Annotated in this window: 21 protein-coding genes; 10 read left to right on the forward strand and 11 right to left on the reverse strand. The window is 62.3% G+C overall.

Going from position 1 to position 26,578, the window contains the following annotated elements; all coding sequences use genetic code 11:
- Nucleotides 1-88: 88 nt before the first annotated feature.
- Entirely contained in the window at nucleotides 89-733 is a 645-nt protein-coding gene (coq7, locus tag ASN89_RS18030) for a 2-polyprenyl-3-methyl-6-methoxy-1,4-benzoquinone monooxygenase (RefSeq protein WP_046683453.1), read from the reverse strand.
- Nucleotides 734-819: 86 nt separating this feature from the next.
- Nucleotides 820-1,251 (reverse strand): hypothetical protein, encoded by a 432-nt coding sequence (locus ASN89_RS18035; protein ID WP_046683454.1) that lies wholly within the window; start codon nucleotides 1,249-1,251, stop codon nucleotides 820-822.
- Between the two features lie 149 nt (nucleotides 1,252-1,400).
- On the opposite strand from ASN89_RS18035, the gene ASN89_RS18040 reads away from it, so the two are divergent.
- The 4 genes from ASN89_RS18040 to ASN89_RS18055 all read left to right on the forward strand — a co-directional run bounded on the left by ASN89_RS18040 (nucleotide 1,401) and on the right by ASN89_RS18055 (nucleotide 8,033).
- Entirely contained in the window at nucleotides 1,401-2,180 is a 780-nt protein-coding gene (locus ASN89_RS18040; protein WP_058050276.1) for an ATP-binding cassette domain-containing protein, read from the forward strand.
- A gap of 3 nt (nucleotides 2,181-2,183) precedes the next feature.
- The gene (locus ASN89_RS18045) at nucleotides 2,184-3,380 is read left to right on the forward strand and encodes an ABC transporter permease (protein ID WP_058050239.1); all 1,197 of its coding nucleotides are present in this window, start codon (nucleotides 2,184-2,186) and stop codon (nucleotides 3,378-3,380) included.
- A gap of 170 nt (nucleotides 3,381-3,550) precedes the next feature.
- A complete protein-coding gene (locus tag ASN89_RS18050) occupies nucleotides 3,551-4,444 on the forward strand; it encodes an ABC transporter ATP-binding protein (protein ID WP_046683456.1) in 894 nt (297 codons plus the stop codon).
- Between the two features lie 10 nt (nucleotides 4,445-4,454).
- Nucleotides 4,455-8,033: an ABC transporter permease/M1 family aminopeptidase gene (locus ASN89_RS18055; RefSeq protein ID WP_058050277.1), complete on the forward strand. Its 3,579-nt coding sequence runs from the start codon at nucleotides 4,455-4,457 to the stop codon at nucleotides 8,031-8,033.
- Nucleotides 8,034-8,085: 52 nt separating this feature from the next.
- Here ASN89_RS18055 and ASN89_RS18060 read toward each other — a convergent pair whose 3' ends face one another.
- From ASN89_RS18060 to ASN89_RS18075, 4 genes are all read right to left on the reverse strand, one after another.
- The gene (locus ASN89_RS18060; protein ID WP_058050240.1) at nucleotides 8,086-8,469 is read right to left on the reverse strand and encodes a hypothetical protein; all 384 of its coding nucleotides are present in this window, start codon (nucleotides 8,467-8,469) and stop codon (nucleotides 8,086-8,088) included.
- A 142-nt stretch (nucleotides 8,470-8,611) separates the two neighbouring features.
- Nucleotides 8,612-10,075 (reverse strand): catalase, encoded by a 1,464-nt coding sequence (locus ASN89_RS18065; protein WP_058050241.1) that lies wholly within the window; start codon nucleotides 10,073-10,075, stop codon nucleotides 8,612-8,614.
- A gap of 92 nt (nucleotides 10,076-10,167) precedes the next feature.
- Complete coding sequence (locus ASN89_RS18070) at nucleotides 10,168-10,824, reverse strand: DsbA family protein (protein ID WP_058050242.1); 657 nt, start codon at nucleotides 10,822-10,824, stop codon at nucleotides 10,168-10,170.
- A gap of 20 nt (nucleotides 10,825-10,844) precedes the next feature.
- Nucleotides 10,845-11,714 (reverse strand): MBL fold metallo-hydrolase, encoded by an 870-nt coding sequence (locus ASN89_RS18075; RefSeq protein ID WP_058050243.1) that lies wholly within the window; start codon nucleotides 11,712-11,714, stop codon nucleotides 10,845-10,847.
- Between the two features lie 198 nt (nucleotides 11,715-11,912).
- Here ASN89_RS18075 and ASN89_RS18080 point away from each other — a divergent pair, with 198 nt between their 5' ends.
- From ASN89_RS18080 to ASN89_RS18090, 3 genes are all read left to right on the forward strand, one after another.
- On the forward strand, nucleotides 11,913-13,364 hold the full coding sequence (locus tag ASN89_RS18080) for an alkaline phosphatase (RefSeq protein WP_200969071.1): 1,452 nt from the start codon (nucleotides 11,913-11,915) through the stop codon (nucleotides 13,362-13,364).
- 30 nt (nucleotides 13,365-13,394) lie between these two features.
- Nucleotides 13,395-14,795, forward strand: coding sequence for an alkaline phosphatase (locus tag ASN89_RS18085; protein WP_058050279.1), 1,401 nt, complete (start codon nucleotides 13,395-13,397; stop codon nucleotides 14,793-14,795).
- Nucleotides 14,796-14,869: 74 nt separating this feature from the next.
- Nucleotides 14,870-15,601, forward strand: coding sequence for a hypothetical protein (locus ASN89_RS18090; RefSeq protein WP_046683461.1), 732 nt, complete (start codon nucleotides 14,870-14,872; stop codon nucleotides 15,599-15,601).
- Nucleotides 15,602-15,679: 78 nt separating this feature from the next.
- Here ASN89_RS18090 and ASN89_RS18095 read toward each other — a convergent pair whose 3' ends face one another.
- The 3 genes from ASN89_RS18095 to dprA all read right to left on the reverse strand — a co-directional run bounded on the left by ASN89_RS18095 (nucleotide 15,680) and on the right by dprA (nucleotide 20,292).
- Entirely contained in the window at nucleotides 15,680-18,346 is a 2,667-nt protein-coding gene (locus ASN89_RS18095; protein ID WP_058050244.1) for a DNA topoisomerase III, read from the reverse strand.
- Between the two features lie 283 nt (nucleotides 18,347-18,629).
- Nucleotides 18,630-19,094 (reverse strand): DUF494 family protein, encoded by a 465-nt coding sequence (locus ASN89_RS18100; RefSeq protein WP_046683463.1) that lies wholly within the window; start codon nucleotides 19,092-19,094, stop codon nucleotides 18,630-18,632.
- A gap of 94 nt (nucleotides 19,095-19,188) precedes the next feature.
- A complete protein-coding gene (gene dprA, locus ASN89_RS18105) occupies nucleotides 19,189-20,292 on the reverse strand; it encodes a DNA-processing protein DprA (protein ID WP_058050245.1) in 1,104 nt (367 codons plus the stop codon).
- Nucleotides 20,293-20,598: 306 nt separating this feature from the next.
- On the opposite strand from dprA, the gene def reads away from it, so the two are divergent.
- The 3 genes from def to ASN89_RS18120 all read left to right on the forward strand — a co-directional run bounded on the left by def (nucleotide 20,599) and on the right by ASN89_RS18120 (nucleotide 23,122).
- Nucleotides 20,599-21,141, forward strand: coding sequence for a peptide deformylase (gene def, locus ASN89_RS18110; RefSeq protein WP_034749294.1), 543 nt, complete (start codon nucleotides 20,599-20,601; stop codon nucleotides 21,139-21,141).
- Between the two features lie 107 nt (nucleotides 21,142-21,248).
- Nucleotides 21,249-22,205, forward strand: coding sequence for a methionyl-tRNA formyltransferase (gene fmt / locus ASN89_RS18115; protein WP_058050246.1), 957 nt, complete (start codon nucleotides 21,249-21,251; stop codon nucleotides 22,203-22,205).
- A gap of 14 nt (nucleotides 22,206-22,219) precedes the next feature.
- On the forward strand, nucleotides 22,220-23,122 hold the full coding sequence (locus tag ASN89_RS18120) for a LysR family transcriptional regulator (protein ID WP_058050247.1): 903 nt from the start codon (nucleotides 22,220-22,222) through the stop codon (nucleotides 23,120-23,122).
- Here the strand turns inward: ASN89_RS18120 and ASN89_RS18125 are convergent, their stop codons facing one another.
- Together ASN89_RS18125 and ASN89_RS18130 are read right to left on the reverse strand one after the other, a co-directional pair.
- Nucleotides 23,123-23,530 carry a tautomerase family protein gene (locus ASN89_RS18125; protein WP_058050248.1) on the reverse strand — a complete coding sequence of 136 codons (408 nt, stop codon included), beginning with the start codon at nucleotides 23,528-23,530 and terminating at the stop codon, nucleotides 23,123-23,125.
- 158 nt (nucleotides 23,531-23,688) lie between these two features.
- Entirely contained in the window at nucleotides 23,689-26,178 is a 2,490-nt protein-coding gene (locus tag ASN89_RS18130; RefSeq protein WP_152988608.1) for an IPT/TIG domain-containing protein, read from the reverse strand.
- Between the last annotated feature and the right edge of the window lie 400 nt (nucleotides 26,179-26,578).

A 26,578-nucleotide genomic window follows, 5' to 3' on the forward strand; every position in this document is an offset into this window, starting at 1 on the left:
GGCAAGGCCCCGCTAATCCGACGACACCGGTAGCGCCAACAATGTTGTCGGATTACGGCCGGCGGCCTAATCCGACCTACCCGACCTGTCAGATGTAATAGGCGGTTTTCGTCATCACTTTACCCATCAACCCCATCAGCGCCTTCACGGGCGCAGGGGTATCGATGGCGCCCAGTCGCTGGGCGGCGGCGCCGTGCTCCACTTCGTCGATAGCCATCTGCTTGACGATGGCGCGCGATTTCGCGTCCTGCGGCGGCAACTCCTCCAGGTGACTGGCCAGGTGCGCTTCCACCTGGCGTTCCGTTTCCACCACAAAACCCAGGCTGCGGCCGTCGCCCATGCGCGCGGCGATGGTGCCGAGCGCAAACGAACCGGCATACCACAGGGGATTGAGCAGGCTCAGACGCGAGCCCAGCTCCGTCAGGCGCTGCGCCGTCCAGGCCAGGTGGTCTTCCTCTTCGCGTCCCGCTTCGTCGAACTGGGCGCGGATGGCCGGACTGTGCGCATAGCGCGCCTGCGAGTTGTACAGGGCTTGCGCGCACACTTCGCCCACATGGTTGACGCGCATCAAGCCGGCGCTGTGGCGCTGTTCGGCCGGGCTCAGTTCCGCATCGGGCGCATGCGCGGCTGGCGTGGGGCGCGAGGCCGAGGCCACGCCTGCCATGACGCGCAGGGCCTTGTCGGCGCCAACAATCAAACGATCCAGGGGGTCAAAATGGCGGTTCGCGGTCATCGTGGCTATTTCATGTAAGGGAAAACATGAATTATAGGACGATAGCGGCCAGCCGTCCCCACGCCGCGCGCAGGGGGATCGGGGCTTTATTGACTTGTGCGCGCTTTTTCCTGCTCGATCCAGTCCACCACGGGGCCGACGGCGTCCAGGCCGGACAGGCTTTTCGCCACGCCCAGATTCAGTGAAATCAGGAAGGAAATACTGTCGACGGGAATGTCCGGGCAGTGCTGGGCAAACGCGGCGCGAAAACGCTCCGATTGCAGCACGCGCAAGACTTTCTCGCCGCTCATGAATTGCAGCACGCTGGCGATGCTGTGCCCGCCACCTATCGAGTGGTAGATAAAACGGTTGTACTTCGCGTCGATCTCTTTGAAATCGAGCGTTTCCTCCGTCATCAGGCCGGCCAGGTAGTACAGCCCCAGGCTGACGCGGAAGAAACCGATGGCTTCGGCACTGGTCATGCCGGCGCGGGCCACGGCCAGTACCTTGTCCTGCATCGCCTGATCGATCGTTTGCATTTGCGCTCTCCCGCGCCGTCCGCCGGCGCCCACCGGGCCAGCTTGCATGAAGATGCTGTTTTTTTCAATAGACCAAACGATATTTCCACCTTGCAAGTTACATTTTTTGCATGCTACTCTCGTTGTTCACCACTGAATGGATGATGCACATGATAGAGGTCAAGCACCTGGCAAAACGTTTCCGCATGCCGCCCCACAAGGGCAAAAGCGTGCACGTCAGCGATCCGCGCGAACACGATGGCTGGTTTCACGCCGTGCGCGACGTCAGTTTCAGCTGCGCCCCCGGTGAAGTGCTGGGCCTGCTGGGGCCGAATGGCGCCGGCAAGACGACCACCCTGCGCCTGCTGTCGACGGCCTTGCAGGCGGACGCGGGCAGCGCCCTCGTCAACGGCGTCGACGTGCTGCGCCAGCCGCTGGTGGCGCGCCAGAGCATCGGTTTTCTGTCAGGTTCGACGGGCTTGTACGGCCGCCTGACGGCGCGCGAGAACGTCGAATACTTTGGCCGCCTGCATGGCATGCCGGCCGACAAGCTGAAACGCCGCTGCGACGAGCTGTTTTCCCTGCTGCAGATGGAGGAATACGGCGGCAAGCGGGCCGATCAGTTATCGACGGGCATGAAACAGAAGTGCGCGATCGCCCGCACCGTCGTGCACGAGCCGCAAGTGGTGATCCTTGACGAACCGACGACGGGCCTGGACGTGATGTCGGCCAAGATCCTGCTCGACTTCATCGCCAGCTACAAGGCGCTGCGCGTGCCGCTGATCTTTTCCACGCACCACCTGCACGAAGTGGAAAAGCTGTGCGACCGCGTCTGCATCATCAACCGCGGCACCACCGCCTTCAATGGCACGGTCAACGAACTGCGCCACCTGGGCGGCAGCGCGGACTTGTACGACGCCTTTGTCAGCGTCATCAACCAGGGAGCATGAGCCATGTGGACCATTTATCTGAAAGAGTTGCTGGAACTCACGCGCGACCGCAAGACGCTGATCTTCACCATCCTCATCCCCATCTTTGCCATGCCGCTGATCTTTGGCGGCTTCGCTTATGTTTCAAGCAATATGTTCAAGAGCGCGAAAACGGCGGAAATGCGCTACGCGCTGTTCGGCAAGGACCATTCGCCGGGTTTGAGCGCGCGCTTTGCGCAGCAGCACAACCTGCGCGAAGTGCCGCTGGCCAGCGAGGGAGAGATTCGCCGCGCCATCGGCGACGACACGATCAAGTTTGCCGTCGTCATTCCACCGCAATTTGAAGAGGCGCTGAAGCAACAGCAGCAAGCCAAGGTCACCCTGCATTACAACAGCGCCAGCACGGTCGACGTGACCCAGCAGCGGGTGCGCGAAATCGTCGAAGCCTACAACGCCAGCCTGCGCGAAAGCGCGCTGTCGGCCCTGAACCTAAGTCCGGCCCAGCTTGCCTTTGCCCTGCACCCCATCGTGCTCGACAAGCAATCGACGGCCAACGAGCGCGAGCAGATGGGCGCCATCGTCGGCGGCATGCTGCCCTACCTGCTGCTGATGGTGTGCCTGACGGCGGCCATGTACCCGGCCATCGACCTGGGCGCGGGCGAGAAGGAACGGGGCACCCTGGAAACCCTGCTGCTGGCGCCCGTGCCGCGCAGCGCCATCGTGGTGGCCAAGTTCCTCGTGCTGTTTACCGTCGGGATGACCTCGGCCGTGCTGATGGTGGGCAGCATGGGCGCCCTGCTGGCCATCTTCGGCAGTTCGCTCGAAGGCAACATGGCCGTCATGGTGCGCAGCATCGGCTTGCCCGACCTGGCCATGGTGACCCTGATGCTGGTGCCGACGGCCGCCATCTTTGCCTCGCTGCTGCTGTCGATCTCGATCTACGCGAAAAGCTACAAGGAAGCGGCCGGCATGATCACGCCATTGATGCTGTTCGTCATCCTGCCCACGGTGGCGGCCATGCTGCCCGGCGTCGAGCTGAACTGGATATGGGCCATGGTGCCGCTGACGAATGTGTCGCTTGCCATGAAGGAACTGGTCAAGGGCACCATGGATTACCGCATGTTCGGCGTCATCCTGGCCTCGACGACGGTGATCGCGGGCGCGCTCTTGATGCTGTGCCGCTGGTGGTTCAACCGTGAATCAGTGTTGTTCCGTAACTAAACTTGCCATATGACTCGCAGCGGGGTGCCATCCACCCCGCCCGGCTGCACTCTGGGCACGCGAAAATGCCGTGTATCGCATGCAACTGCCCAGTACGTCTTAAATTCAATACAATGCCAGCATAGAGTAGCCCTGTCGCATCGGGCAGCAACGCATGAGTTAGGAGTTGTATGGAATTGCAGATCCGCAAATTGTCGAAGACCTACGCAAATGGCGTAGTGGCGCTGGACAATGTTTCGCTGACGATACCGCCGGGCATGTTCGGCTTGCTGGGCCCGAACGGCGCCGGCAAGTCGACCCTGATGCGCACCCTGGCTACCCTGCAGGAATGCGATTCCGGCTCCATCTTCTTCGGCGACTACGACGTACTCGACGACAAGGACGAGATCCGCCGCATGCTCGGCTACCTGCCGCAAGACTTCGGCCTGTACCCGAAAGTGACGGCCTACGAGCTGCTCGACCACTTCGCCATGTTAAAAGGCTTGTCGCAGCGGGCGCGCCGGCGCGAAGTCGTCGATGGCCTGTTGCAGCAAACCAATCTGTTCGACGTGCGCCACCAGCGCCTGGGCGGCTTTTCCGGCGGCATGCGCCAGCGCTTCGGCATCGCGCAAGCGCTGCTGGGCGACCCGAAACTGATCATCGTCGACGAGCCGACGGCCGGCCTCGACCCGCAGGAGCGGGTGCGCTTCCACAACTTGCTGTCCGACATAGGCGAAGACAAGACGGTGATCCTGTCGACCCACATCGTGTCCGACGTGGCCGACCTGTGCGCCAACATGGCCATCATCAACAAGGGCCATTTACTGCTGTGCGGCAAGACCCAGGAACTGATCGACGAAGTCAGCTGCAAGATCTGGGCGCGCTTTGTCGACAAGAAGGAGCTGGCCAGCTTCCAGCAGCGCCACGCCGTCATTTCCACGCGTTTGCTGTCGGGCCGCACCCTGATCCACGTCTACAGCGACGACGACCCGGGCGATGGCTTCGAGGAAGCCATCGGCGACCTGGAAGACCTGTATTTCGCCACCATTGCCGGGCGCCACCGCGTCGCCCCGCAGTGCGACTGAGGGGGCGGCCATGTTTGCCATCGCCCGCTTTGAAGCGCGACAGCGGCTCAAGCTGCTGTCCACCTGGGTGTATTTCGCCATGTTTCTGGCGCTGGCCATGCTGTGGATGGCGGCCGCCGGCGGCGTCTTCAAGGAAGCGAGCATCAGTTTCGGCGGCAAGTTCCTGATCAACGCACCGCGCTCGCTGGCGTTCACATGCAGCGTACTGGGCTGCTTCGGCGCCGTGGTCGTGGCCGCCATGATGGGCCGCTCGGTGCAGCAGGATTTCGAATACGGCATGCAGCATTTCTTCTTCAGCGCGCCGATCAAGAAATACCAGTACGTATTCGGGCGCTTCCTCGGCGCCTATCTGGTGCTGGCCGTGGTGTTTTCCAGCATCGTGATCGGTGCCTGGCTGGGTGCCTGGCTGCCCGGCATCGATCCGGAACGGCTGGGGCCGCAGCGAGCGCTGGCTTACCTGATGCCGTATGTATTTACCCTGCTGCCGAACCTGTTCATCTTCGGCGCCATCTTCTTCGTCATCGCGGCCCTGACGCGGCGCATGCTGCCCGTGTACATCAGCTCGGTAGTCATGCTGATCGGCTACCTGGTGGCGCCGTCGCTGGCGCGCGACCTCGACTACAAGACCCTGGCCGCCCTGATCGACCCTTTCGGCACGACGGCGCTGATACGCCTGACGGAATACTGGCCGAACGCGGAGCGCAACACGCGCCTGGTGACCCTGGAAGGCGTGTACCTGCTGAACCGCGCCATCTGGTCCGGCTTTGCCCTCGTGGCCTTGCTGCTCGGCTACTGGCGCTTCCAGTTCCACGCGACGACGGACGCGGGCGCCACCAGGCGCCGCAGCGAGGGCGAGGCACCGCAGCGCCTGTCGAACGCCTCGCTGTCCACGCAGGAAACGCCCGACTTCGCGCAGCGCAACCTGGCCGCCCTGCTCCTCAAGATGAGCTGGCTGAACCTGCGCGAAACCATCAAGAACATCTATTTTGTCGTCATCGTGCTGGCCGGCGTGCTGACCATGTATGCGGGCGCGCTCGACATGGGTTCCATCTACGGCACGAATACCTATCCCGTGACGGAAAAGGTGCTGGACATGGTCAGCGCCTCGTTCGCCCTGTTCATGCTGATCATTACCACCTTTTATGCGGGCGAGCTGGTGTGGCGCGAACGCGAGGCGGGCACGTATCAGATGCTCGACGCCCTGCCCGTGCCGAACTGGCTGCCCCTGCTGTCGAAACTGATTGCGCTGGTCGGCCTGCAAGCCTTGCTGAGCCTGGTCATCATGCTGTGCGGCATGTCGATCCAGGTCTTCAAGGGCTATTACCGCCTCGACCCTGGCCTGTACCTGGAATCGCTGTTCCTGTCGCACCTGCCCTACTATGCGCTGGTGGCCGTGCTGGCCATCTTCGTGCAGGTGCTGATCAATCAGAAATACCTGGCGTATTTCGCCATGATTCTGTACCACATCGCCAGCATCAGCTTTTCCTCGCTGGGCCTGGGCGACCCGCTGCTGCTGTACGGCAGCACGCCCGAGGTCGTGTATTCGGCCATGAACGGCGCCGGCCACTTTGTGTTGCGCGAGCGTTGGTACTTGCTGTACTGGAGCGGCGCGGCCGTCATGCTGACGGTGCTGTCGCTGCTGTTCTGGCCCCGCGGCGCGCAGGACAGCTGGCGCATCCGCCTACGCCTGGCGCGCCATGGCCTCACGCACGGCGTGCTGGCCAGCTTTGCCGGCGGCGCCCTGATCTTCGTCTTCGCCGGCGGCGTGCTGTTCTACGTCTTCCACGTGGCCAACGATTACCAGTCCGAGTTTTCCCGCGATGCGGACCGCGCCAGCATCGAGCGCCAGTACCGCAAGTTTGCCGCCACGCCGCAGCCGAGAATCACCGACGTGAAGCTCGACGTGGCCATCTACCCGGCGCAGCGCACCCTGGCCGTCACGGGCCGCTATCTGCTGCAAAACAAGACCAGCCTGCCGATCAGCCACATTTTTGTGCAGCAAGATCCGACCGCCACCATGCGCCTGCGTTTTGACGCGCGCGTGCATCCAGGCCTCGATGACGGCAAGCTCGGCTTTTACAGCTACCGCCTGGCCGCGCCGCTGGCGCCGGGCGCCACCCTAGGCCTCGATTTCGACATCCGCTATGCGCCGCGCGGCATCTTCGGCCTGGGCCAGGACACGCCCGTCGTGGCCAACGGCACCTTCTTCACGAATGCCGTGCTGCCGCACATCGGCTACCAGCCGCAACAGGAATTGACGGACCCGCGCGACCGCAAGAAACACGGTTTGCCGGCGCGCGAACGGGCCTTACCGCGCGACGATGCGAAGGGATTGGCTGACAATTACGTGAGCAACGACGCCGACCGCATCAACTTTGACGCCACCGTCAGCACGGTCGACGGCCAGACGGCCATCGCGCCGGGCATGCTGGACAACGACTGGATCGCCAAGGGCCGCCATTACTTCCATTACACGATGGACCAGCCTATCCTGAATTTCTACGCCTTCCAGTCCGCCCGCTACGCCGTCAGGCACGAGCGCTGGCAAGACGTGGCCATCGACGTGTATTACCACCCGGGACATGAATACAATCTCGATCGTTTCGTGCGCGGCAGCAAGGAAGCGCTCGAGTACTACACGAAAAACTTCGGCCCCTACCAGCACAAGGTCCTGCGCATCGTCGAGTTCCCCCGCTACGCCACGTTTGCGCAATCGTTCCCGAACACGATTCCATACTCGGAAGGCCTGGGCTTCATCGCCAAGGTGGACGACAAGAACCCGAAGGACATCGACTATCCGTTCTACATCACGGCGCATGAAGTGGCGCACCAGTGGTGGGCGCATCAACTGGTGGGCGGCAACACGCGCGGCGCCACCGTGCTCAGCGAAACCCTGGCCGAATATTCGGCGCTGATGGTGATGAAGAAAACCGTGGGGCCGGCCAAGATGCGCCGCTTCCTGCGCTATGACCTGAATCAATACCTGATGGGGCGCAGCGAAGAGCGCAAGAAGGAATTGCCGCTGGCCGAGAATGAAAACCAGCCCTACATCCACTACCACAAGGGCAGCCTGGCCATGTACTTGCTGCAAGATATCATCGGCGAAGACAAGGTCAACGGCGTGCTGCGCGACCTGCTCAAGACTTATGGCCAGAAAGGCCCGCCGTATGCCAGCGTGACGGCCCTGATTGCCGGCTTGCGCCAGGTGACGCCGCCCGAGCAGGCTTACCTGATCGACGACCTGTTCGAGAAAATCGTGCTGTTCGACAACCGCGCCCTGTCGGCCACGGCCACCAAGCGCGGCGACGGCAAGTACGCCGTCACCATCAAGGTACAGGCGGGCAAATTGACGGCCGGCGAACAGGGAGAGGAACACGACGCGCCCCTGCACGACTGGATCGAGATCGGCGTCGACGACGCGAATGGCCATCCGCTGCTGCGCGAGCGTCTGCGCATGACGGCCCGTCAGGCGAGCTACACCGTCATCGTCGGCAGCCGGCCCGGCAAGGCGGGCATCGACCCCGACAACAAGCTGATCGACCGCAAGCCGGACGACAATATGGTCACCGTCGAGCTCGAAGAGCCGTGACGAACAATGGCCGCCCGTGCATACAGGCGACCACTTCGGTATTACAGGAGAGTCAAGCTGTGGCGCAGCGCGTCACCAGGCTCAGGCTGATGCCCATTTCCGTCAGGTGCTGCATGTCGGCCAGCGACAAATCGAGCGGCGCATCGACCGTGTCGTCGCCGTTCAGCTCCAGTTGCAGCTCGGCCACGATGCGCGGCATCGTGAACGTGACGCCGCGCGAGCGGCATTCGGCCAGATAGCTGCGTATGCGCGAGGGTAACACTTGCGATTTGGGCGCCTGTGCGATCAGCACTTCAAAGCCGGAATCGAGATGCACGCGATTCGCGCCCTTCGCCTCGCCCTTGCGCCATTGCCGCTCCGGATCGGTAGGCAAGACTTCGAGAATGGATTTGAGCGTGGGGTCGTCCCCATGCACCGACAGCTTCGCCATATTCATATTGCAAGACTTTCTAGTCAGATCAGACCGACAAGTCTACGCATGGGCGGTAAATATGTCCATACGGCAATATTTGGTATTCAGCTCTAATTTGTGCTGCATCAACAACAGGCGGAACAAGCAAGTTCCGCCTGCCACCCGCTTACAGCGCCACGCCGCGCGCCTGCAAGGCGGCCCGTACGCCGGCGCCGTAGGCGGCATCGGCCCGGTCGAAGTGGTCCAGTTGACGCTGCAAGGTTTCCGGCCGCACCTGGCTCAGGGGACCGGCCAGATTGTCGAACAGGTTTTGCTTCGCCTGAGCCGACATCAGACGGAACAGATTGCCGGCCTGCGTAAAGTCGTCTTCCACGCCGCGGCCGTCGTAGCGCGCCGCGCCGCCATCGAGCGCCAGCGCTCCCTCGCCATGGCCCAGCCCTTGCGGCTGCGTGCCTGCCGCCGCCACGTTCGCGTAGTTCTGTGCCGCGCCGCCATTGTGGATCGCCATGCCGCCGTCGCGCTGCTGGTTATGGAAGGGGCAGCGGGCCGCATTCACGGGCAAGTGCTGGTGGTTCGTGCCGACGCGGTACAGCTGGGCGTCGTGGTAGGCGAACAGCCTGCCTTGCAGCATCTTGTCCGGCGAGTAACCCATGCCTGGCACGGCGTTGGCCGGCGAAAAGGCCGCCTGCTCGACTTCCGCGTGGTAATTTTCCGGGTTACGGTTCAATTCGAAAATACCGACCGGCAGCAGCGGGAAGTCCGCGTGCGGCCACACTTTCGTCAGGTCGAACGGGTTCCAGCCCGTGCGCTGTTCCCATGCATCGAGTTGCTCCTGCGTCGCCACCTGCAGCTTGACTTCCCACTGGGGGAAATCGCCGCGCTCGATGGCGCCGAACAGGTCGCGCTGGGCGTAGTCGGGGTCGGCACCGGCCAGGCGGCCCGCTTCCGCGGCAGGCAGATTCTTGATGCCCTGGCGCGTCTTGAAGTGCCATTTCACGTACACGCGCTGGCCGTCGGCATTGATCAGGCTATACGTGTGGCTGCCGAAGCCATCCATGTGCCGGTAGCCGTCCGGCGTGCCCCGGTCCGAGAACAGCATGGTGACCTGATGCAGGCTTTCCGGCGCATGGCTCCAGAAGTCGAACATCATTTCAGCCGATTTCAAGTTGCTATGCGGATCGCGCTTTTGCGTGTGGACGAAGTCGGGGAACTTGATCGGGTCCTTGATGAAGAACATCGGTGTGTTGTTGCCAACCAAATCCCAGTTGCCTTCTTCCGTGTAAAAACGCACGGCGAAACCGCGCGGGTCGCGTTCCGTGTCTGCACTGCCGCGTTCGCCACCGACGGTGGAAAAACGGGCGAAGGTGGCCGTCTGCTTGCCCACTTCACTGAACAGCTTGGCTTTGGTGAGGCGCGAAATGTCGTGCGTGACGGTAAAGGTGCCGTAGGCGCCCGAACCTTTGGCGTGCACGACGCGCTCAGGGATGCGCTCGCGGTTGAAATGCTGGAGTTTTTCGATCAGATGGAAGTCTTGCAGCAGCAGCGGGCCACGGGGGCCGGCGCTGAGGGAATTCTGGTTGTCGGCGACGGGGATGCCCGAGGCTGTACTGAATGGCGGCTGTTGGCTCATGGCTGCTTTTCCTTCGTTGTGACTAATGGAACCAGTGTAACGAGGTCAACAACAAAGGAAAAGATAATTGATTTTATCAAACCGATAGCTATTTACAATGCACACCCTTGTGCATCGCACACGCCGCCCAGCTGCGCCTGCAACTTCGCCGGCTGGCCCAGGAAGCCGCCGATATCGATCACGGACAGCTTGCCGCTGCCATCGTCGAGCACGAATGTGGGAAAGCCCTGGCCGCCCACCTGCGCCAGCAAGGCGCGGCTGGCGTCGATGTGCTGCTGCGTGGCAGCGCCCGTCTGGCGCGCATATTCGGACTGGAATGCCGCCCCATCCATGCCCAGCTCTTGCGCCAAGGTCACCAGCACGGGAGCGTCGGCGATGCGCAAGCCGTCCACGTAATGGGCGCGCTGCACGCGCTGCAGCATGTCCAGGCCCTTGCCGGCCAGGACTTCAGCCACCAGGACGGCCGTGATCGGCGGTTCGGAATCCATCATGGCCGTCGTATCGTTCAGCAAGCCATTCATATAAGCATCGCCAAATGGCTGGCCCGACAATTGCTCGATGCGCCGGTCATGCGGCAGCACATAGCCGCGCCATTCAGGCGTGATCTGGCGGCGATTGCTGCCCGTCATCATGCCGCCGCCGTGGAAGGCCACCGTCAGGCCGGGCACGGCGCGCGCCGCCTCGACCAGTGGCGCGGCGCCGTAACACCAGCCGCATAGCGGGTCGAAAATGTAGTGCAGTGTGGGCATGGGAGCCTCCTTGTTGCCGCTTACCATTTCATTTCGCCTTTGGCCACTTTCGCGCTAGTTTCCAAGGCGCCATCGAGGCCCAGCTTCGGATAGCGCATTTTCATCGCCTCGATCAGGGCGGCCGAATTGGCGGCCTTGGCCGTTTCCTCTTCAAACGTCACCAGATAGTCGCGCGTAAAACCGATGCTGTCCGGCGTCAGGGGCGAACCGACCTTGAAGTGGCCAGGCACGACGGTCACCGGTTTCAGGGCGGCGATGCCGTCCAGGGTCTTGAGCCAGTCCTGGCGCGATTGCGCGCTTTGCGTATCGGCCGTCCACACGTGCAAGTTGCCAAACAGCACCACGCCGCCGACGACGGCCTTGATCGATGGAATCCACACATAGGTGCGCGCTGGCGTCGGGCCGGCGATGTCCAGCGACTGGCCTTCCAGGGCGATGTGCTTGCCTTTCAACGCTTCCGGAATGACGATGCTTTTCGGCGCATTGTCTTTCAGGATCGGGCCCCAGTAGGCGACCTTGGCGTCGGCCTTGCGGCGGATCTCGGCGACCGTTTCCGGCGTGGCAACGATTTTCGCCTGCGGGAAGGCGGCCTTGATCACGTCGAGGCCAAAGTAGAAATCGGGATCGCTGTGGCTGATGTAGACCGTCGTCAGTTTCTTGCCGCTGGCGCGAATCTTCTCCACCAGCTTTTGCGCTTCGGCGCGCGAGAACTGCGCATCGATCAGCACGGCGTCATGCTTGCCCGCAACCAATACGGAAGCGACGGGGAAGATGGCCTCTTCGCCCGGGTTGAATACTTCCAGGGTCAGGGGAGCGCTGGCGGCGGCCGAGGCGGCGCTGGCGGCAAACACGGTGGAAACAAGAACGCTGCTGATGGTTTTGGAGAACATGATCTGCCTTCACAAGATGATTGGGATGACTGCATCTTACGTTGCTCGGTTCGGTAGAAAAACCCGTTAAAGCGCAATAGTTTGTTTCATATTTCGATGCAATCCGACCATCGAACAGCAAATGTGTCACAGCGTCATGATGGCGTCACATTGGATTGTTATCTTGCTAGCTCTTTCAAACCTAGCCGGATGAACCACATGACACGCAGAAAAATTTCCGTCGCTGGCTGCAGCGTCGCCATCACCCTGATGCTGGCCGCCTGCGGCAGCGACGCCAAAAAAGAAGAAGTAGTGGCTGAAGCGCCGCCGAAAAACGTCATCTTTTTCCTCGGCGATGGCATGGGCCTGACCACCATGACGGCCGCGCGCATCTATTCGGTGGGCGAAGAAGGTTCGCTGACCATGGACACCCTGCCGGAAACGGCCTTCGTCAAGACGTTCTCGAACGACGCGCAAGTGACGGACAGCGCGCCATCGATGGCCGCCTACATGACCGGCGTCAAGATGAACAATGAAGTCATCTCGATGTCGGCCAACACGGTCGCCATCGATCCGGGTACGGATGCGAACGGCAACAAGCTGGTCAACAAATGCGGCACCGGCAACGGCACGCCCGCCACCACCTTGCTGGAACTGGCCAAGGCCAAGGGCTTTGCCGCCGGCGTCGTCAGCACGGCGCGCGTAACGCACGCCACGCCGGCCGCGACCTATTCGCACATCTGCCACCGTGACCTGGAAAACGATATCGCCGCAGCCCTGGTGCCAGGCGGCACGGGCTACAACAGCGCGCTGGGCACCGCCGGCCTGGACGTGGTCCTCGGCGGCGGCGCGCAATTCTTCAAACCGTTCAAGGATGGCGGCAAGCGTTCCGACGGGCGCGACCTGGTCGCCGAACTGAAAGCGAAAAGCTACACGGTCGCCAACACGGCCACCGACTTCAAGGCCGTCGATGCCGCCAAGACGGAGCGCCTGTTCGGCGTGTTCACGTCCAGCCACATGAGCTACGACCTGGACCGCGATGCCGCCAAGGAGCCTAGCCTGGCGGACATGACCACCAAGGCCATGGACGTGCTGGCCAAGAACAAGAAAGGTTACTTCCTGATGGTCGAAGGCGGCCGCATCGACCATGCGCTGCACGAAACGACAGCCAAGAAAGCGCTGCAAGACACGGTCGCGTTCGACAACGCCATCAAGGCCGCCATCGACAAAGCCAAGCTTACCGACCCGACCCTGGCCAATACCCTGATCGTCGTCACGGCCGACCATGACCACACCCTGGTACTGAACGGCTACGCCAAGCGCACGGGTAAGACGGCTGCCGGCAACCCTGGCGTGCTGGGCGTGGTGAAGAACTACGTCACCGGCGCGGTCGAAAAAGACCTCGATGGTGCACCGTATTCGATCATCGGCTTCGGCAATGGCGAAAACCGCACCCAGTCGAGCCGCGCCGCCATGGCCAGCCTCGATGAAACCGTCACCAGCGCCAACAATTACCACCAGGAAGCGGTGATCCGCACGGCGGCGGGCAACGAAACCCACGGCGGCACCGACGTCTTCCTGGGCGCCATCGGCAAGGGTTCGGAAACCTTCCTGGGCACCATCGACAACACCAAAGTATTCGGCCTGGTCAAGACGGCCGGCGGTCTGTAATCCCCAAGACATCAAAAATTGGACAAAATCATGAAATCCGCATTGAAACTCTCCTTGTTGACCACGCTCGTGGCCGCCAGCGTTGCCAACGGCGCCTACGCCGCCGACGCCAAAAACGTCATCTTCTTCCTCGGCGACGGCATGGGACCATCCGTCGTGACGGCGTCGCGCATCTACAAATACGGCGAAGACGGCAGCCTGACGATGGACACGCTGGAGCGCACGGCGCGCATCAAGACGTTCTCGAACGATGCGCAAACGACGGACAGCGCGCCTTCGATGGCCGCCTACATGACCGGCGTCAAGATGAACAATGAAGTCATCTCGATGGCGCAGGACACGATCGCCAAGGAACCCGGCCGCGACGCCAATGGCAACCTGGGCGTGGACAATTGCCCGGCCGGCGGCAAGAGCGCGCCGACCATCCTGGAACTGGCGAAAGCCAAGGGCAAGGCCGTGGGCGCCATCACCACCACGGAATTGACGCACGCCACACCGGCAACAACTTTCTCGCACATCTGCAACCGCAATGCGCAATACGCGATCGCCGCGCAAGCGGTGCCAGGCGGCGCGGGCTACAACGCGGCCCTGGGCGATGGCGTCGACGTGCTGATGGGTGGCGGCCGCAACCACTTCACACCTTGGTCGGCCAGCAACAAATATGGCCGCGCCGATGGCCGCAACCTGTTGACGGAACTTGCCGCCAAGGGCTACACCGTGGCCGCGACGAAAGCGGAAATGGCGGCAGCGCAGAGCGGCAAGAAATTCATCGGCCTGTACAGCACCCGCAGCCACCTGGAATATGAACTGGACCGCACGGCCACGCCGCCGCTGGGCGAAGGCGCGACCCAGCCTAGCCTGTCGGAAATGACCCTCAAGGCCATCGACTTGCTGTCGAAAAACACGAACGGCTACTTCCTGATGGTCGAAGGCGGCCGCATCGATCACGCCTTGCATGGCATCAATGCCAAGCGCGCGCTGACGGACACCATCGCCTTCGACGACGCCATCAAGGCCGCCATCGCCAAGATCAAGGAAACCGATCCGACCCTGGCCAATACCCTGATCGTCGTCACGGCCGACCATGACCACACCCTGGCCTTCAACGGCTACGGCAAGCGCGGCAATCCTATCCTCGACATCAACCGCGGCTACAAGGATAACCAGCCGAGCAAGGATGCCGATGGCAATACCTACACCACCCTGGTGTTCGGCAACGGCCCGAACCGCCCTGACCTGCGCAGCAACGTCGACAGCGCCACGGCACTGAAAGACAACTACCTGCAAGAAACAGGCGTGCGCCTGGCCAGCGAAACCCACGGCGGCGGCGACGTCAAGCTGCTGGCCACGGGCGCCGGCGCCAAGTCCTTCAAGGGCACCCTGGACAACACCAAGGTGTTTGACTTGCTGAAGGCGGCCTTCGGCTTCTGATCCACATCAACACGGTAACCCCACCGGGGCGGATGGCGTAGGCCCTCCGCCCCTCTGCACGTAAAGGCACCACCATGAAATCATCCCTGATCGCCGTCCTCCTCGCCGCCGGCTTTGCCGCCGGCGCGCAAGCTGCCCCCACCGCCGCGCCTCCTTCCGCTCCTGCCGACCTGGACCTGGGCATCACCTATTACAGCCGCGTCCTGACGCCGGAAGGCGTGACGCGCGAGAGCCGCTACGAAGAAAAGATGCTGCGCCGCCCCGGCCATGTGTGGGTCGAGCGCGTGCTGGCGCCGTCGACGGACGCGCATGCGGGCCACAAGCATGGCGACAACACCAAAGTGGCGCTGAAGGCCACGCAGCATGAGCACAAGCACTTCAATCCCGTGCTGATCCCCCGCCACGTGATGCTGGAAAAAAATACCGTGCGCGTGGAATACATCGATGCGCATGACAAGATCGTCGTCGCCATCCCCAAGGCCGAATACGAAAACGTCAATTTCGACGGCTCCTGGGAAAACAGTTTTTATCTGCTGGACCCGAAACTGGTGGCCGCCATGCCGCTGTCGAAACAGGCGTCGAACGTGACGGGCGCACGCTGGCGCGAAGTGGAAAAGAATGGCGTGTTCCAGCGCATCCTGTGGGATGAACAAAAGCAGATTCCGCTGATTATCGAAAGCGGCGACCGCGCGAATACCTTCTACCGCCGGGTCGACGTCAAGCTGCAGCCGACCGTCAGCAAGGCGCAGCCGTGGGCGAATTTGCAGAACTACGCGCAGCGCGAGTATTCCGACTACCTCGACTAAACGTCAGACTCACGCCAAGAAAATCGGGACGTAAAAAAAGCCAGGGAACTCCCTGGCTTTTGTTTGGCTGGCGCCCGATTACTCGGCCGCTGCCGCTTTCTTCGCCGGCGCCTTCTTGGCGGCCGGCTTTTTCACGGCCGTGGCTTTCTTGGCTGGCGCCTTTTTGACGGCTGCCGCTTTCTTGACGGCCGTTTTCTTCGCTGGCGCCGCGCCTTCTTCGCCTTCGACCTCGGCGGCTGCCGCCTTGGTCTTGGCGCCCGGCTTGGCCTTGCGCTCTTCAAACTCGAAGCTCACCTTGCCATCCTTGCCGCGCACGAGGAATGCCTTGAACGGGCGGCGGGTACGCTGCGAAACAAAGCCCGGCAACAAATCCGTCTTGCCATCGTTGAGCAGTTTTGCCATTTGTTCCGGCAAGATTTCCTGCTGCAAGATGATGCGGCCGCTGCGGAAGTCGCACGTCTTCGGCTTGGCCACGCTGTGCTCGCACACATAGGCCAGGCCCATTTCGTACACGCCGGCGTTGCACTTGGGGCAAGGACCCACGGGCGTCTGGCCCGTGAAATCGACGCCTTCGCCATCTTCGCTCTCGTCGTTCTGGCCGAAATCGAATTCCAGTTTGAAATTCTTGATCTCTTCATCGCGCACGATGCGCAGGATGGCGGCGAACGGACGGCCCATCTTCGAACGGAAGCCTTGCAGCGGGCCGATGGTGCGGTCCTTCAGCAATTGTTCCACTTCGGCGATTTCGAACTGGCGCGAACCCGGCGTCTTGCTCATCGAGAATTCGCACTTGGTGCAGGCGAAACGGCGGTAGTTTTCCTTCACCACGCCGCCGCAATTCGGGCATGGCGTTTCCAGGGTAGCGTAGTCGCCCGGGATCGTGTCGTTGTCGTATTCCTTGGCGCGCTTGACGATGATTTGCGTCATCTGCGCGATTTCACGCATGAATTCTTCGCGCGAAATCTTGCCTTTTTCCATCTGCGACAGTTTGTATTCCCACTCGCCCGTCAGCTCCGGCGCCGTCAATTCATTGACGCCCAGGCCTTTCAACAAGGTCATCAGCTGCGACGCCTTGGCAGTTGGAATCAGTTCGCGGCCTTCGCGGATCAGATAGCGTTCCGTCAGCAAGCCCTCGATGGTGGCGGCGCGCGTCGCTGGCGTGCCCAGGCCCTTGCCGGCCATCGCATCGCGCAGCTCGTCGTCGTCGATCAGCTTGCCGGCGCCTTCCATGGCCGACAGCAACGTTGCTTCAGTGAAGCGCGCTGGCGGCTTGGTGACCAGGCCGTTGGCGTTGACGCTTTCCGTCTGTACTTTCTCGCCCTTGGCGACGGGCACCAGGTTGCCGTTGCCATTGCTTTCCTTGTCGGCGTCCGTCGACGCTTCCTTGCCGTAGATGGCCAGCCAGCCCGGATTGGTCATGACCTTGCCTTCAGTCTTGAACTGATGGCCGGACACTTCCGTGTAGCGCGTGGTGACCTGAAATTCCGCAGGCGGGAAGAACACGGCCATGAAACGGCGCGTGACGAGGTCGTACAATTTTTGTTCCGGCTCGGACAAATTCTTTGGCGCGATCGTCGTCGGGATGATCGCGAAGTGATCCGAGATCTTCGTGTTGTCGAAGATGCGCTTGTTCGGTTTGACCCAGCCCTTGTCGATGATCTGCTTGGCGAACTGGTGGTAGTTGCTGTTTTCCTTGACCGTTTCCAGCGCCTGCAGCACGGTCGGCATGTAGTCTTCCGGCAGGTGGCGCGAATCGGTACGCGGATATGTCAGCACCTTGTGCTTTTCGTACAGCGCCTGGGCCAGACCCAGGGTATTTTTAGCGGAGAAGCCGAAACGCGAGTTCGCTTCGCGCTGCAGGCTGGTCAGGTCGAACAGGCCCGGCGCCATCGAGGTGGTCGGTTTCGATTCTTCCGTGACGATGCCTTGGCGGCCGCGGCAGGCGGTGGCGATCGAGTCGGCAGCCGTCTTGCTCCACAGGCGCTCGGCGCGCTTCTCGGGATCGTTCTCGTCCTTCTTGAACTTCGTGTCGAGCCAACGGCCTTCATAGATGCCGGCCGCGCAGACGAATTCGGCGCGCACTTCCCAGAAGTCGCGCGGCACGAATTTCTTGATCTTGTCTTCGCGTTCGACGACGATGGACAGGGTTGGCGTTTGCACGCGGCCCACGGTCGTCAGGTAGAAGCCGCCTTCTTTCGAATTGAACGCCGTCATGGCGCGCGTGCCATTGATGCCGATCAACCAGTCGGCTTCCGAACGGCAGCGGGCCGCGTCTGCCAGCGGCAGCATTTCCTCGTCGCTGCGCAGGTGCGAGAAACCGTCGCGGATGGCGCCCGGCGTCATCGACTGCAGCCACAAACGCTTGACCGGTTGCTTGGCTTTCGCGTTTTGCGCGATCAGGCGGAAAATCAGCTCGCCTTCACGCCCCGCATCGCATGCGTTGATGAGGGTGGTGACGTCTTTGCGTTTGATCAGCTTGTTTAATACTTTGAGGCGCGCTTCCGTCTTGGCGATCGGGTTCAGCGCGAAATACGGTGGAATCATCGGCAAGTGCGCGAAACTCCATTTGCCGCGCTTCACGTCGAATTCTTCCGGTACGGCGATCTCCAGCAAGTGGCCGACCGCCGACGACAGGACGTATTCATCCGATTCAAAGTACTCATCGTGCTTGGTAAAGCCGCCAAGCGTCTTCGCGATATCGTTCGCGACAGAAGGCTTCTCGGCGATGATGAGGGTTTTTGTCATATTTTTTAGTCTCGAAAAATGCTCTAGGATAGTTTCAGCATGCGCATCATACAGTGCATTGCCAGGCGCCGACGCTTTTGTCTGCGCAAGGCACAGTGACTTGTGGTCTTGTCAAGCGGCCAATGATAAGCGCCTATTGAAGAATTCGGCAAGTTATCTGCAAGCAAGAATGCGCAGGCGCAAACACAATGGCCTGGCGTGCGCGCCGGTGCAGCACATAGTAAAGGGGATGGCGCGGCGGCGGCGCCAGGGTCGGGCAGACAGCGAAGAATATGGGTATATATTAGTGCAATAAGCGCGGCGGGAGATCTTCGTCGTCGACAAATAAGTCGTCGAACATCAGGGCGTCCGGTTCCTTGCCCTGGCTCCACAGCAGCATCAGCACGATGACTTTCAGCTTGCCCAGCGACACGGGCGCCTCGTCGAGCGCCAGCGCCCGTTCGATGACGATTTCGCGCTGCAGCGGCGACAGCACCTTGGCGCTTTCCAGGAACTGGATGAAACCGATGGCGGCCGTGCCCAGCACGTCGCTTTCCTGCTGTACATAGAAACGCGTGCCCGTGGAACTGGCCGTCAGGATTTGTTCGACGCCGGCCATGGCGTTCAAGTCCGTCAGCCACACGAGCGCTTCGGAAATCTCCACGTCGTCGAAACCGACGGCCGACAGTTTGCGCGCCAGGACTGCCGGCTCGGGGCAGGCATCGGGGCGATAGTAAGTCTCGTAGAGGTACACCAGGATATCGAACATGGCTCTACTCTAGCAGCTAAGCTCGCTAAGACACAAGGGTGCGCACAGACAAAGCGCGCCCGTGCGGCAAGGCCGCCACACAAGTGACAAGCTGTCATTTGCAGCGTTGAAACAGTCCTCCCGGCAAGCGTTCGACCCGCCCCGCCAGCTCCAGCGCCAGCAATTCGCCCATCAGCGCGCCCATGGCCAGGCCGCTGCGCGCGGCCAGGGTATCGGCATCGTGGGGATCGTGGCCCAGCGCGGCCAGCAGCGGCGTCTCGTCCTCCACCGCTGGCGGCGCCATGGGAACGCCGCCCAGCCACTGCAGCTCTTGCAGCACGTCATCGGCCGACTCGACCAGCTTGGCCCCCTGCTTGATGAGCGCATGGCAGCCCTTGGCCAACGTCGCATGGATGGAGCCGGGCAAGGCATACACGTCGCGCCCCTGCTCGCCGGCCAGGCGCGCCGTGATCAATGAGCCCGATTGCGCGGCCGCCTCGATCACCAGTACGCCGCGCGCCAGGCCGCTGATCAGGCGGTTGCGGCGCGGAAAGTTACCGGGCATGGCAGGCAAGCCCAGCGCATACTCGCTGACGATGCAGCCGTGTTCGGCGATTCTTTGCGCCAGATCCAGGTTGCGGCGTGGATACACCAGATCGGCGCCCGTGCCGATCACGGCCACGGTGGCGCCCGCGCCGCGCAAGCCGCCCTCGTGCGCGTGCGTGTCGATGCCCAGCGCCAGCCCGGAAATGATGGTCAGGCCTGCCGCGCTGAGGGCTTGCGCGAAGGCAGCCGCATTCTGCATGCCTTGCGCGCTGGCATTGCGGCTGCCGATGATGGCCACACCGGGACGCGACAGCAGTTCCGCCCGTCCCCGCACATATAACAAGAGCGGCGGATCGGCGATTTCCAGCAGCAGCGGCGGATACGCAGCATCGGCCAGGGTCAGCACGGCATTGCCGGGCCGCTCCAGCCACTGCAGGGTGAGCGCGAGCTGGCTGTTGGCCACCGGCTTGGGCGGCTGCACGATGGCGCGCGCCACGCTGGCCGGCACCACCTCGCGCAAGGCCTCGAACGACGTGGCAAAGATTTGCGGCGGCAGGCCGAAGCGGGCCAGCAAGGCGCGCGCCGCCACCGGCCCCACGCCGGGCAGATGCTGCAGGCGCAGCCAGCCCGCCAGGTCCGTGGCCGTGTCTGCCGTCGTTGCAATTGCATGCATGACAACCTCGCTGTGTACTGTGCCATCCCATGCTAGCGCCATGGCACGGACGCGATACCGACGCGCGCAAGAATGCGTGCAATGGCGCTGCAAAACGGCCCGCCGCCCACAGGGCCATGGGTGTCTGTGATAAAATTTCCCTTTGCAGCAAACGAATAGCGCATTGGCAAACGCATCTGCCGCGCCGTTGCGCCACACGCGCCCAGCCGTAGCGTACTCAAAAATAAAATAGCCCTGCCATCGTTCGCATGGCCCAGGCATGAATAATCCGGCGCACCGGCGCCCACCTTAACCAGTCGAATCCGTATGTCCATATTAAATATCCTGCGTTACCCCGATCCTCGCCTGCACACGATCGCCAAGCCCGTCACCGAATTTGACGCGCGCCTGCAAACCCTGATCGACGACATGGCCGAAACCATGTACGACGCCCCTGGCGTCGGCCTGGCCGCGTCGCAAGTGGACGAGCATATCCAGATGATGGTGATCGACACCACCGAAGAGAAAAACCAGTTGCAAGTCTTCATCAACCCGGAAATCACCTGGGCCAGCGAAGAAAAGCAGGTCTACGACGAAGGCTGTCTGTCCGTGCCTGGCGTCTACGATGGCGTCGAGCGCCCGGCCCGCATCAAGGTGCGCGCCCTGGACCGCCACGGCAAGCAGTACGAACTGGAAGCCGATGGCTTGCTGGCCGTCTGCATCCAACATGAGATGGATCACTTGCTGGGCAAGGTATTCGTCGAATACCTGTCGCCGCTCAAGCGCAACCGCATCAAGACCAAGATGATCAAGGAAATCCGTGGTCTCGAGCGCGAAGCGAGTCTGCGCGCACAGAACCGCCGCTTTTAAGCAGACTTCGAGCCACAGCTGATAGACTAAGCAGCAACAGTAGTCGTTACACCACGCCAGCCTGGCGCCTTCGGCGCGGGCCTGCGCACCTCACGTCAAGGAACCATATGAAAGTGATCTTCGCAGGCACGCCTGAATTCGCCGCCACGGCCCTGAAAGACTTGCACGAAGCGGGATTCGAGATTCCGCTGGTGCTGACCCAGCCCGACCGCCCCGCCGGACGCGGCATGCAACTGCATGCCTCGGCCGTCAAGCAATATGCGCAGCAGCACGGCATCGAGGTGCTGCAGCCACTGTCCTTGCGCATGGACAGCAAGGACCCGCAGCGCGCCGCCGAAGCGAAAGCGGCCCACGAACGCCTGCTGGCCACCGACTACGATGTCATGGTGGTGGCGGCCTACGGCTTGATCTTGCCGCGCAGCACCCTCGATATCAAACCCTGCATCAATATCCACGGTTCCCTGCTGCCGCGCTGGCGCGGTGCCGCGCCGATTCACCGCGCCATCGAAGCGGGCGACGATGAAACGGGCGTGACCATCATGCAGATGGAAGAAGGCCTCGATACGGGCCCCATGCTGGCCATCGAGCGCACGCCCATCGAGGCGGGCGACTCCACCGCCACCTTGCACGACAAGCTCGCCACCCTGGGCGGCAAGATGATCGTCGAAACCCTGCGCAAGATGCAGCAGCAGCCGCTCGAAGCCGTGCCGCAGCCGGAAGCGGGCGTCACCTATGCGGCGAAAATCGCCAAGGAAGAAGCGGCGCTCGACTTCAGCCTGCCAGCGCTGGAACTGGGCCTGAAAATCCGCGCCTTCAATCCGTTTCCCGGCGCCTGCGGCCAGGTCGATGGCGTCACCATCAAGATCTGGGCCGCCGAGGTGATCGAGGCGGACAGCAAGGAAGCGCCAGGCCAGGTACTGGCGGCCGACGCCCAGCACGGCATCGTCGTGGCTTGCGGCAATGGTTCCTTGCGTCTGACGGAACTGCAGAAACCGGGCGGCAAGCGCCTGCCTGCGGCCGAGTTCATCAAGGGCTTCCCACTCGAAGGCAAGCGCTTCGTTTAAACCGGCACGTGCCCATGGACCAGCTGACCGCCCTGCGCGCCCTGCGCCGCGTCGTGGAACTGGGCAGCTTCACGGCCGCCGGCGACGCGTTGGGCATTTCCCATTCCATCGTCTCGCGCCAGGTGCGCCAGCTGGAAAACCAGCTGGGCGCCCAACTGCTCAACCGCACGACGCGCCGCTTCGCGCTGACGGCCGCCGGCCAGGAATACTACCTGGCCAGCCGCGACATCCTCGACGCCCTCGATGCGGCCGACCGCGCCGTCGCCATGCACCAGGCGCAGCCGTCCGGCAGCCTGCGCATCAATGCGCCGATGGCTTTCGGCACCCTGGAGTTGGCCGCCTGGCTGCCCGAATTTACCCGCCAATATCCGCATATCCACATCGATCTCGTCTGCAATGACCGCATCGTCGACCTGATCGACGATGGTTTCGACGTGGCGCTGCGCCTGGCGCGCGGCTTGCCCGATTCCACCCTGGTGGCGCGCCAGCTGGCCAGCAGCCGCACCGTGGCCGTCGCCTCGCCCGCCTACCTGGCCCGCCATGGCCACCCGGCCACGCCGCAAGACCTGGCGCAGCACAATTGCTTGATGTATACCTCCGGCGAGAAGCCGGCGGAATGGTCGTTTACGGATAGTGACGGCGCCGCGCACAAGGTGGCCGTGCGCGGCAGCCTGCAAGCCAATACCAGCGTGGCCCTGCGTGAAGCCGCCGTGGGCGGCATGGGGATTGCCGGCGCGGCCGCCTTCATCGTGCGCGACGCACTGCGCAGTGGCCAGCTGGTGGAAGTCTTGCCCGGCTACACCTTGCGTTCACGCACTCTGTACGCGCTGTATCCGCACAGCCGCCAGTTGTCGCCCAAGGTCAGGGCCTTCGTCGATTTTGCCGTGCAGCACTATCAGGATCGCCGCTGGGATTGATCAGGCCTGCTGCAGCGCCTTGCGCACGGCGCGGAACTGCTGCGTCAATCCGCCATAGCCCCAGGCCGCCTGGCGCGCATCGTGCACGTGGATGTAGCTGACGTCGTGCAAGGCGCCGAGATACTCCTGCATGGCGGCGAACACGGCGGCGATATACGCGGCCTTTTCCGCTGCCGTATTCGTTTCATCGCTGATCAGGATATCGAGGAAAAAACTGGCCTTGCCTTGCGCCTGCAAGGACGGCCCGCCGACAAACCAGTGCGCCGCGTCAAGATGGCTGATGGCCACCGACGTCAGCTCGGGCGCCTTGTGCAACAGTTGCGCCGTCAATTGGCTCAGGGTGGCGGCGATGGCGGCCGACTGACGCGCATCGGGTGGCGTGGATAAACGCAGGTTCAGGATGGGCATGGGATGCTCCGCAAGTGGATGAAGCCCCATTCTAGGCAGGCGGGAGATAAAACGGCAGCCTCCGCCAGGCACAGGATCTGTGCAGTTTATGCACCAATGCCTGCGCGCATAAAAAAGGGCTTGCCGCGGCAAGCCCTTGTTGCATCCAGCGCCCTTGCCTAGCGGCGCTGCACCTTCATCAGGCGTGCGCCCACGGACGACGACAGGCTGACTTCGAAGCGGCCACCAGCCGGCAAGGCGCTCACGTCGACGCTGGCTTTGCCACCTGTCAAGTCACTGGCGACCACCGTCTTGCGGCCATCGGCAGCCACGTGCAGCACGGCGGCGTACGGTTCCGCCTCGGCATTCCAGGCCAGCGCCAGCTTGCCGCCGCTTTGTACCGCATCGAACGTGGCATCGTTGGCGGCTGCCCTGCTGCGGCGCGCCGGGCGCTCCAGCTTGGCCAAAGCCTTGCCATTTTGCAGCACTTGCACGTCGCTGATGTCGCCCGGGTTGGCGAAGCTGACGCGGAAATGGCTCATGGCGTTGCCGCCATGGTCGGCCACGGAGACGCCATCGAAGGGCAAGTCGATAGTCTGTCCCAACGCCGTCAAGACGCGCAAGGTATAGGCATGGCCGCTGCCGCTGGCCGCTGCGCCCACACGCGTGGACGAGGCAACGGCTGGGCGCAAGGCCACGCCGCTTGGCGTGATGCGGCCGGAAATCGTCAGATAGCCATGCTCGGCCACGGACATGCTGGCGGCCAGCACATTGCTGCCGGTAATCTGCGTGCCGCGTCTTTCCAGGAATTGCTGCACGCGCACATAGCTGTAGTCGGAGAACCAGGCACCGCTGCAATAGCTCATCACGTCTTTCATCGGCGTCACGCCATACACTGCCTTGCTCAACTGGCCGATGCTGCCCGCATAGCTGCTGTTGTACAGCGGTTGCGGACCCAGCTCGCCATTAGGGTACGGGTAATCGGTGGCCGCATTGGCTGGACCGCCGCAGGCAACGTGCTGCAGCGAGTGGTTGTGGCCCAGCTCATGCACCATCGTGGTCAGCCATTCAGGCCAGCTATTGCCGAAGGGATCGACGGAGGCAATGCTGTTGAACCTGGCGTCCAGGCCGATGGCCGACGTGAAGTCGTTGCTGCTGCCAGGCGGGTTGATGTAGGCCAGGCCGGCGGCGCGCGTGGAGGACATTTTCGGCACGAAACCATAATAATAGGCGCCGCGGTCTTCCAGCGCGCGCTGGCTTTCCAGCTTGCCCAGGGTATCGCTCCACCAGCTGTCGGCCGTGCTGCTGCCAGGTACGCTCAGTGGGGCGCGCGTGGTGATGCTGATATTTTCCGTCGCATACGGATACACGCGGGTCAGTGCAGCGCGGATCAGCTCGGCGTCAGGCAGTTGCGCCACGCCATCGTCGGTACTCAGCGGTACCAGCACCAGATGAATTTTCGCTGCGCTGGCCACGACAGGCGCCGCTTCCTGGCTCACTTGCGTACCGTCATTGCCCACGGCCGTCACGCGCACGCGCACGCCGGGCAAGATCCAGCCCGATGGCAGGACGGCGCTGAAATTGCCGTTGAAGCTGTAATCGCTTTTCGTTGTCGGCAAGACCGATGGGCCGCTCATGGTGATGCTGCCCAGGTTGCTGCCATTGGCGGCCGTCGCATTCAGGATCACGGACGGGCTGGCCTGGCCGGCCTGCGTGGCCAGCACGGACACGCGCACGGCGGCCGGCTTGCCGCGCGTCAAGCGCAAGGCGGCATTGCTGGCGTTCAAGTTCAGTACCTGCGCGAAATCAATGCTGCCCAGGGTAAAGGCCGACACCGTACCTGCATTCACGGCGATGCGCGAAGCGGCCGACAGCATCACGCTGCCCGTTGCCGACGCTGGCGCGGACAGCAACAGCTGACTGGCACTGGCGCTGACGATGACGGCTGGCGTACTGCCGACCGTTGCCGAGCTGACTTGGTCGAGATTGCTGCCCTGCAGCGTCACCGACAAGGTCGCGCCATTGACGGCCGACGTGATCGACGTCACTGCCACGCTGGCCAGGAGCGTGTACGTGTCGCTGCTGATGACATCGTTGTAGGGCCCGCGCACCGTCAGCGCGCCCGTTGCCGCGCCCGCAGGCACCACCACCGTCACGCTGCCGGCCGTCTGGCTTTGCGGCGTTGCCGCCGCGCCATTGCCGAATTGCACCGCCGTCACGGCGCCCATGCCGCCGCCCGCGATCGTCACGCTGGAACCGACGCCGCCCGTTGCCGGCGCGACACTGCTCACGCTCAGCGGCAGATACACATTCACGTTATAGCTGGTTGCCGCCGTGCCGCTGGCGCTGACGAGGCTCAAGGCGCCCGTCACGGGCACGCCCGGCATGGCCAGGGTCACGCTGCTGTCGCTGCTGGCGCTGGCGGTAACGTTCACGCCACCCACCTGGAAAGCCGTCACGCGGCTCAGATTGCTACCCGTCACCACCAGGCTGCCGCCAACGGCGACATTCGCCGCCGAGACAGCCGTCACGGCAGGAATCACAGCAGGAATCACGACGGGATTGCCCGACGTGGTCGCCACCACCGTGTCACCGCCACCACCGCCCCCCCCGCCGCAAGCGGACAGGCCCAGCACGACAAACAATGCTACAAGCAGATGGTTTTTCATGGCTGGCAACCATGTTGATACAGCGCGATGCCGGGGAGGACACGAGAGAAATGTGACATATTGGTGACTTTTGGTGAGAATGTAATTTCGAAGAACCAATATTATGGGTTAATTCGATTCCTAAAGACAACTATTAATGCTTTTGATTCAATTGGTTTTGATAATAATAAAAGTATCTGTTTGGAAACCTTTATTTTGGGAATTATTCACTTCACTCTGCATTGTCCTAAATCAAAATTATTTTCCTTTGCAGCTATTGCCATTCAATTCATTAAAAAGATTCTGACCTGGCGCAAATAATGTGGAAATTTTTCCACAGCCTAGACGACATGCATTCCTGCCAATTTTGGCGGAAGAATTAACGTTTTGAGTAAGATTTTCAGGAATGTAATTTTCAGAT

This window comes from Janthinobacterium sp. Ant5-2-1, assembly GCF_001445815.1.
Classification (GTDB): domain Bacteria; phylum Pseudomonadota; class Gammaproteobacteria; order Burkholderiales; family Burkholderiaceae_D; genus Janthinobacterium; species Janthinobacterium lividum_E.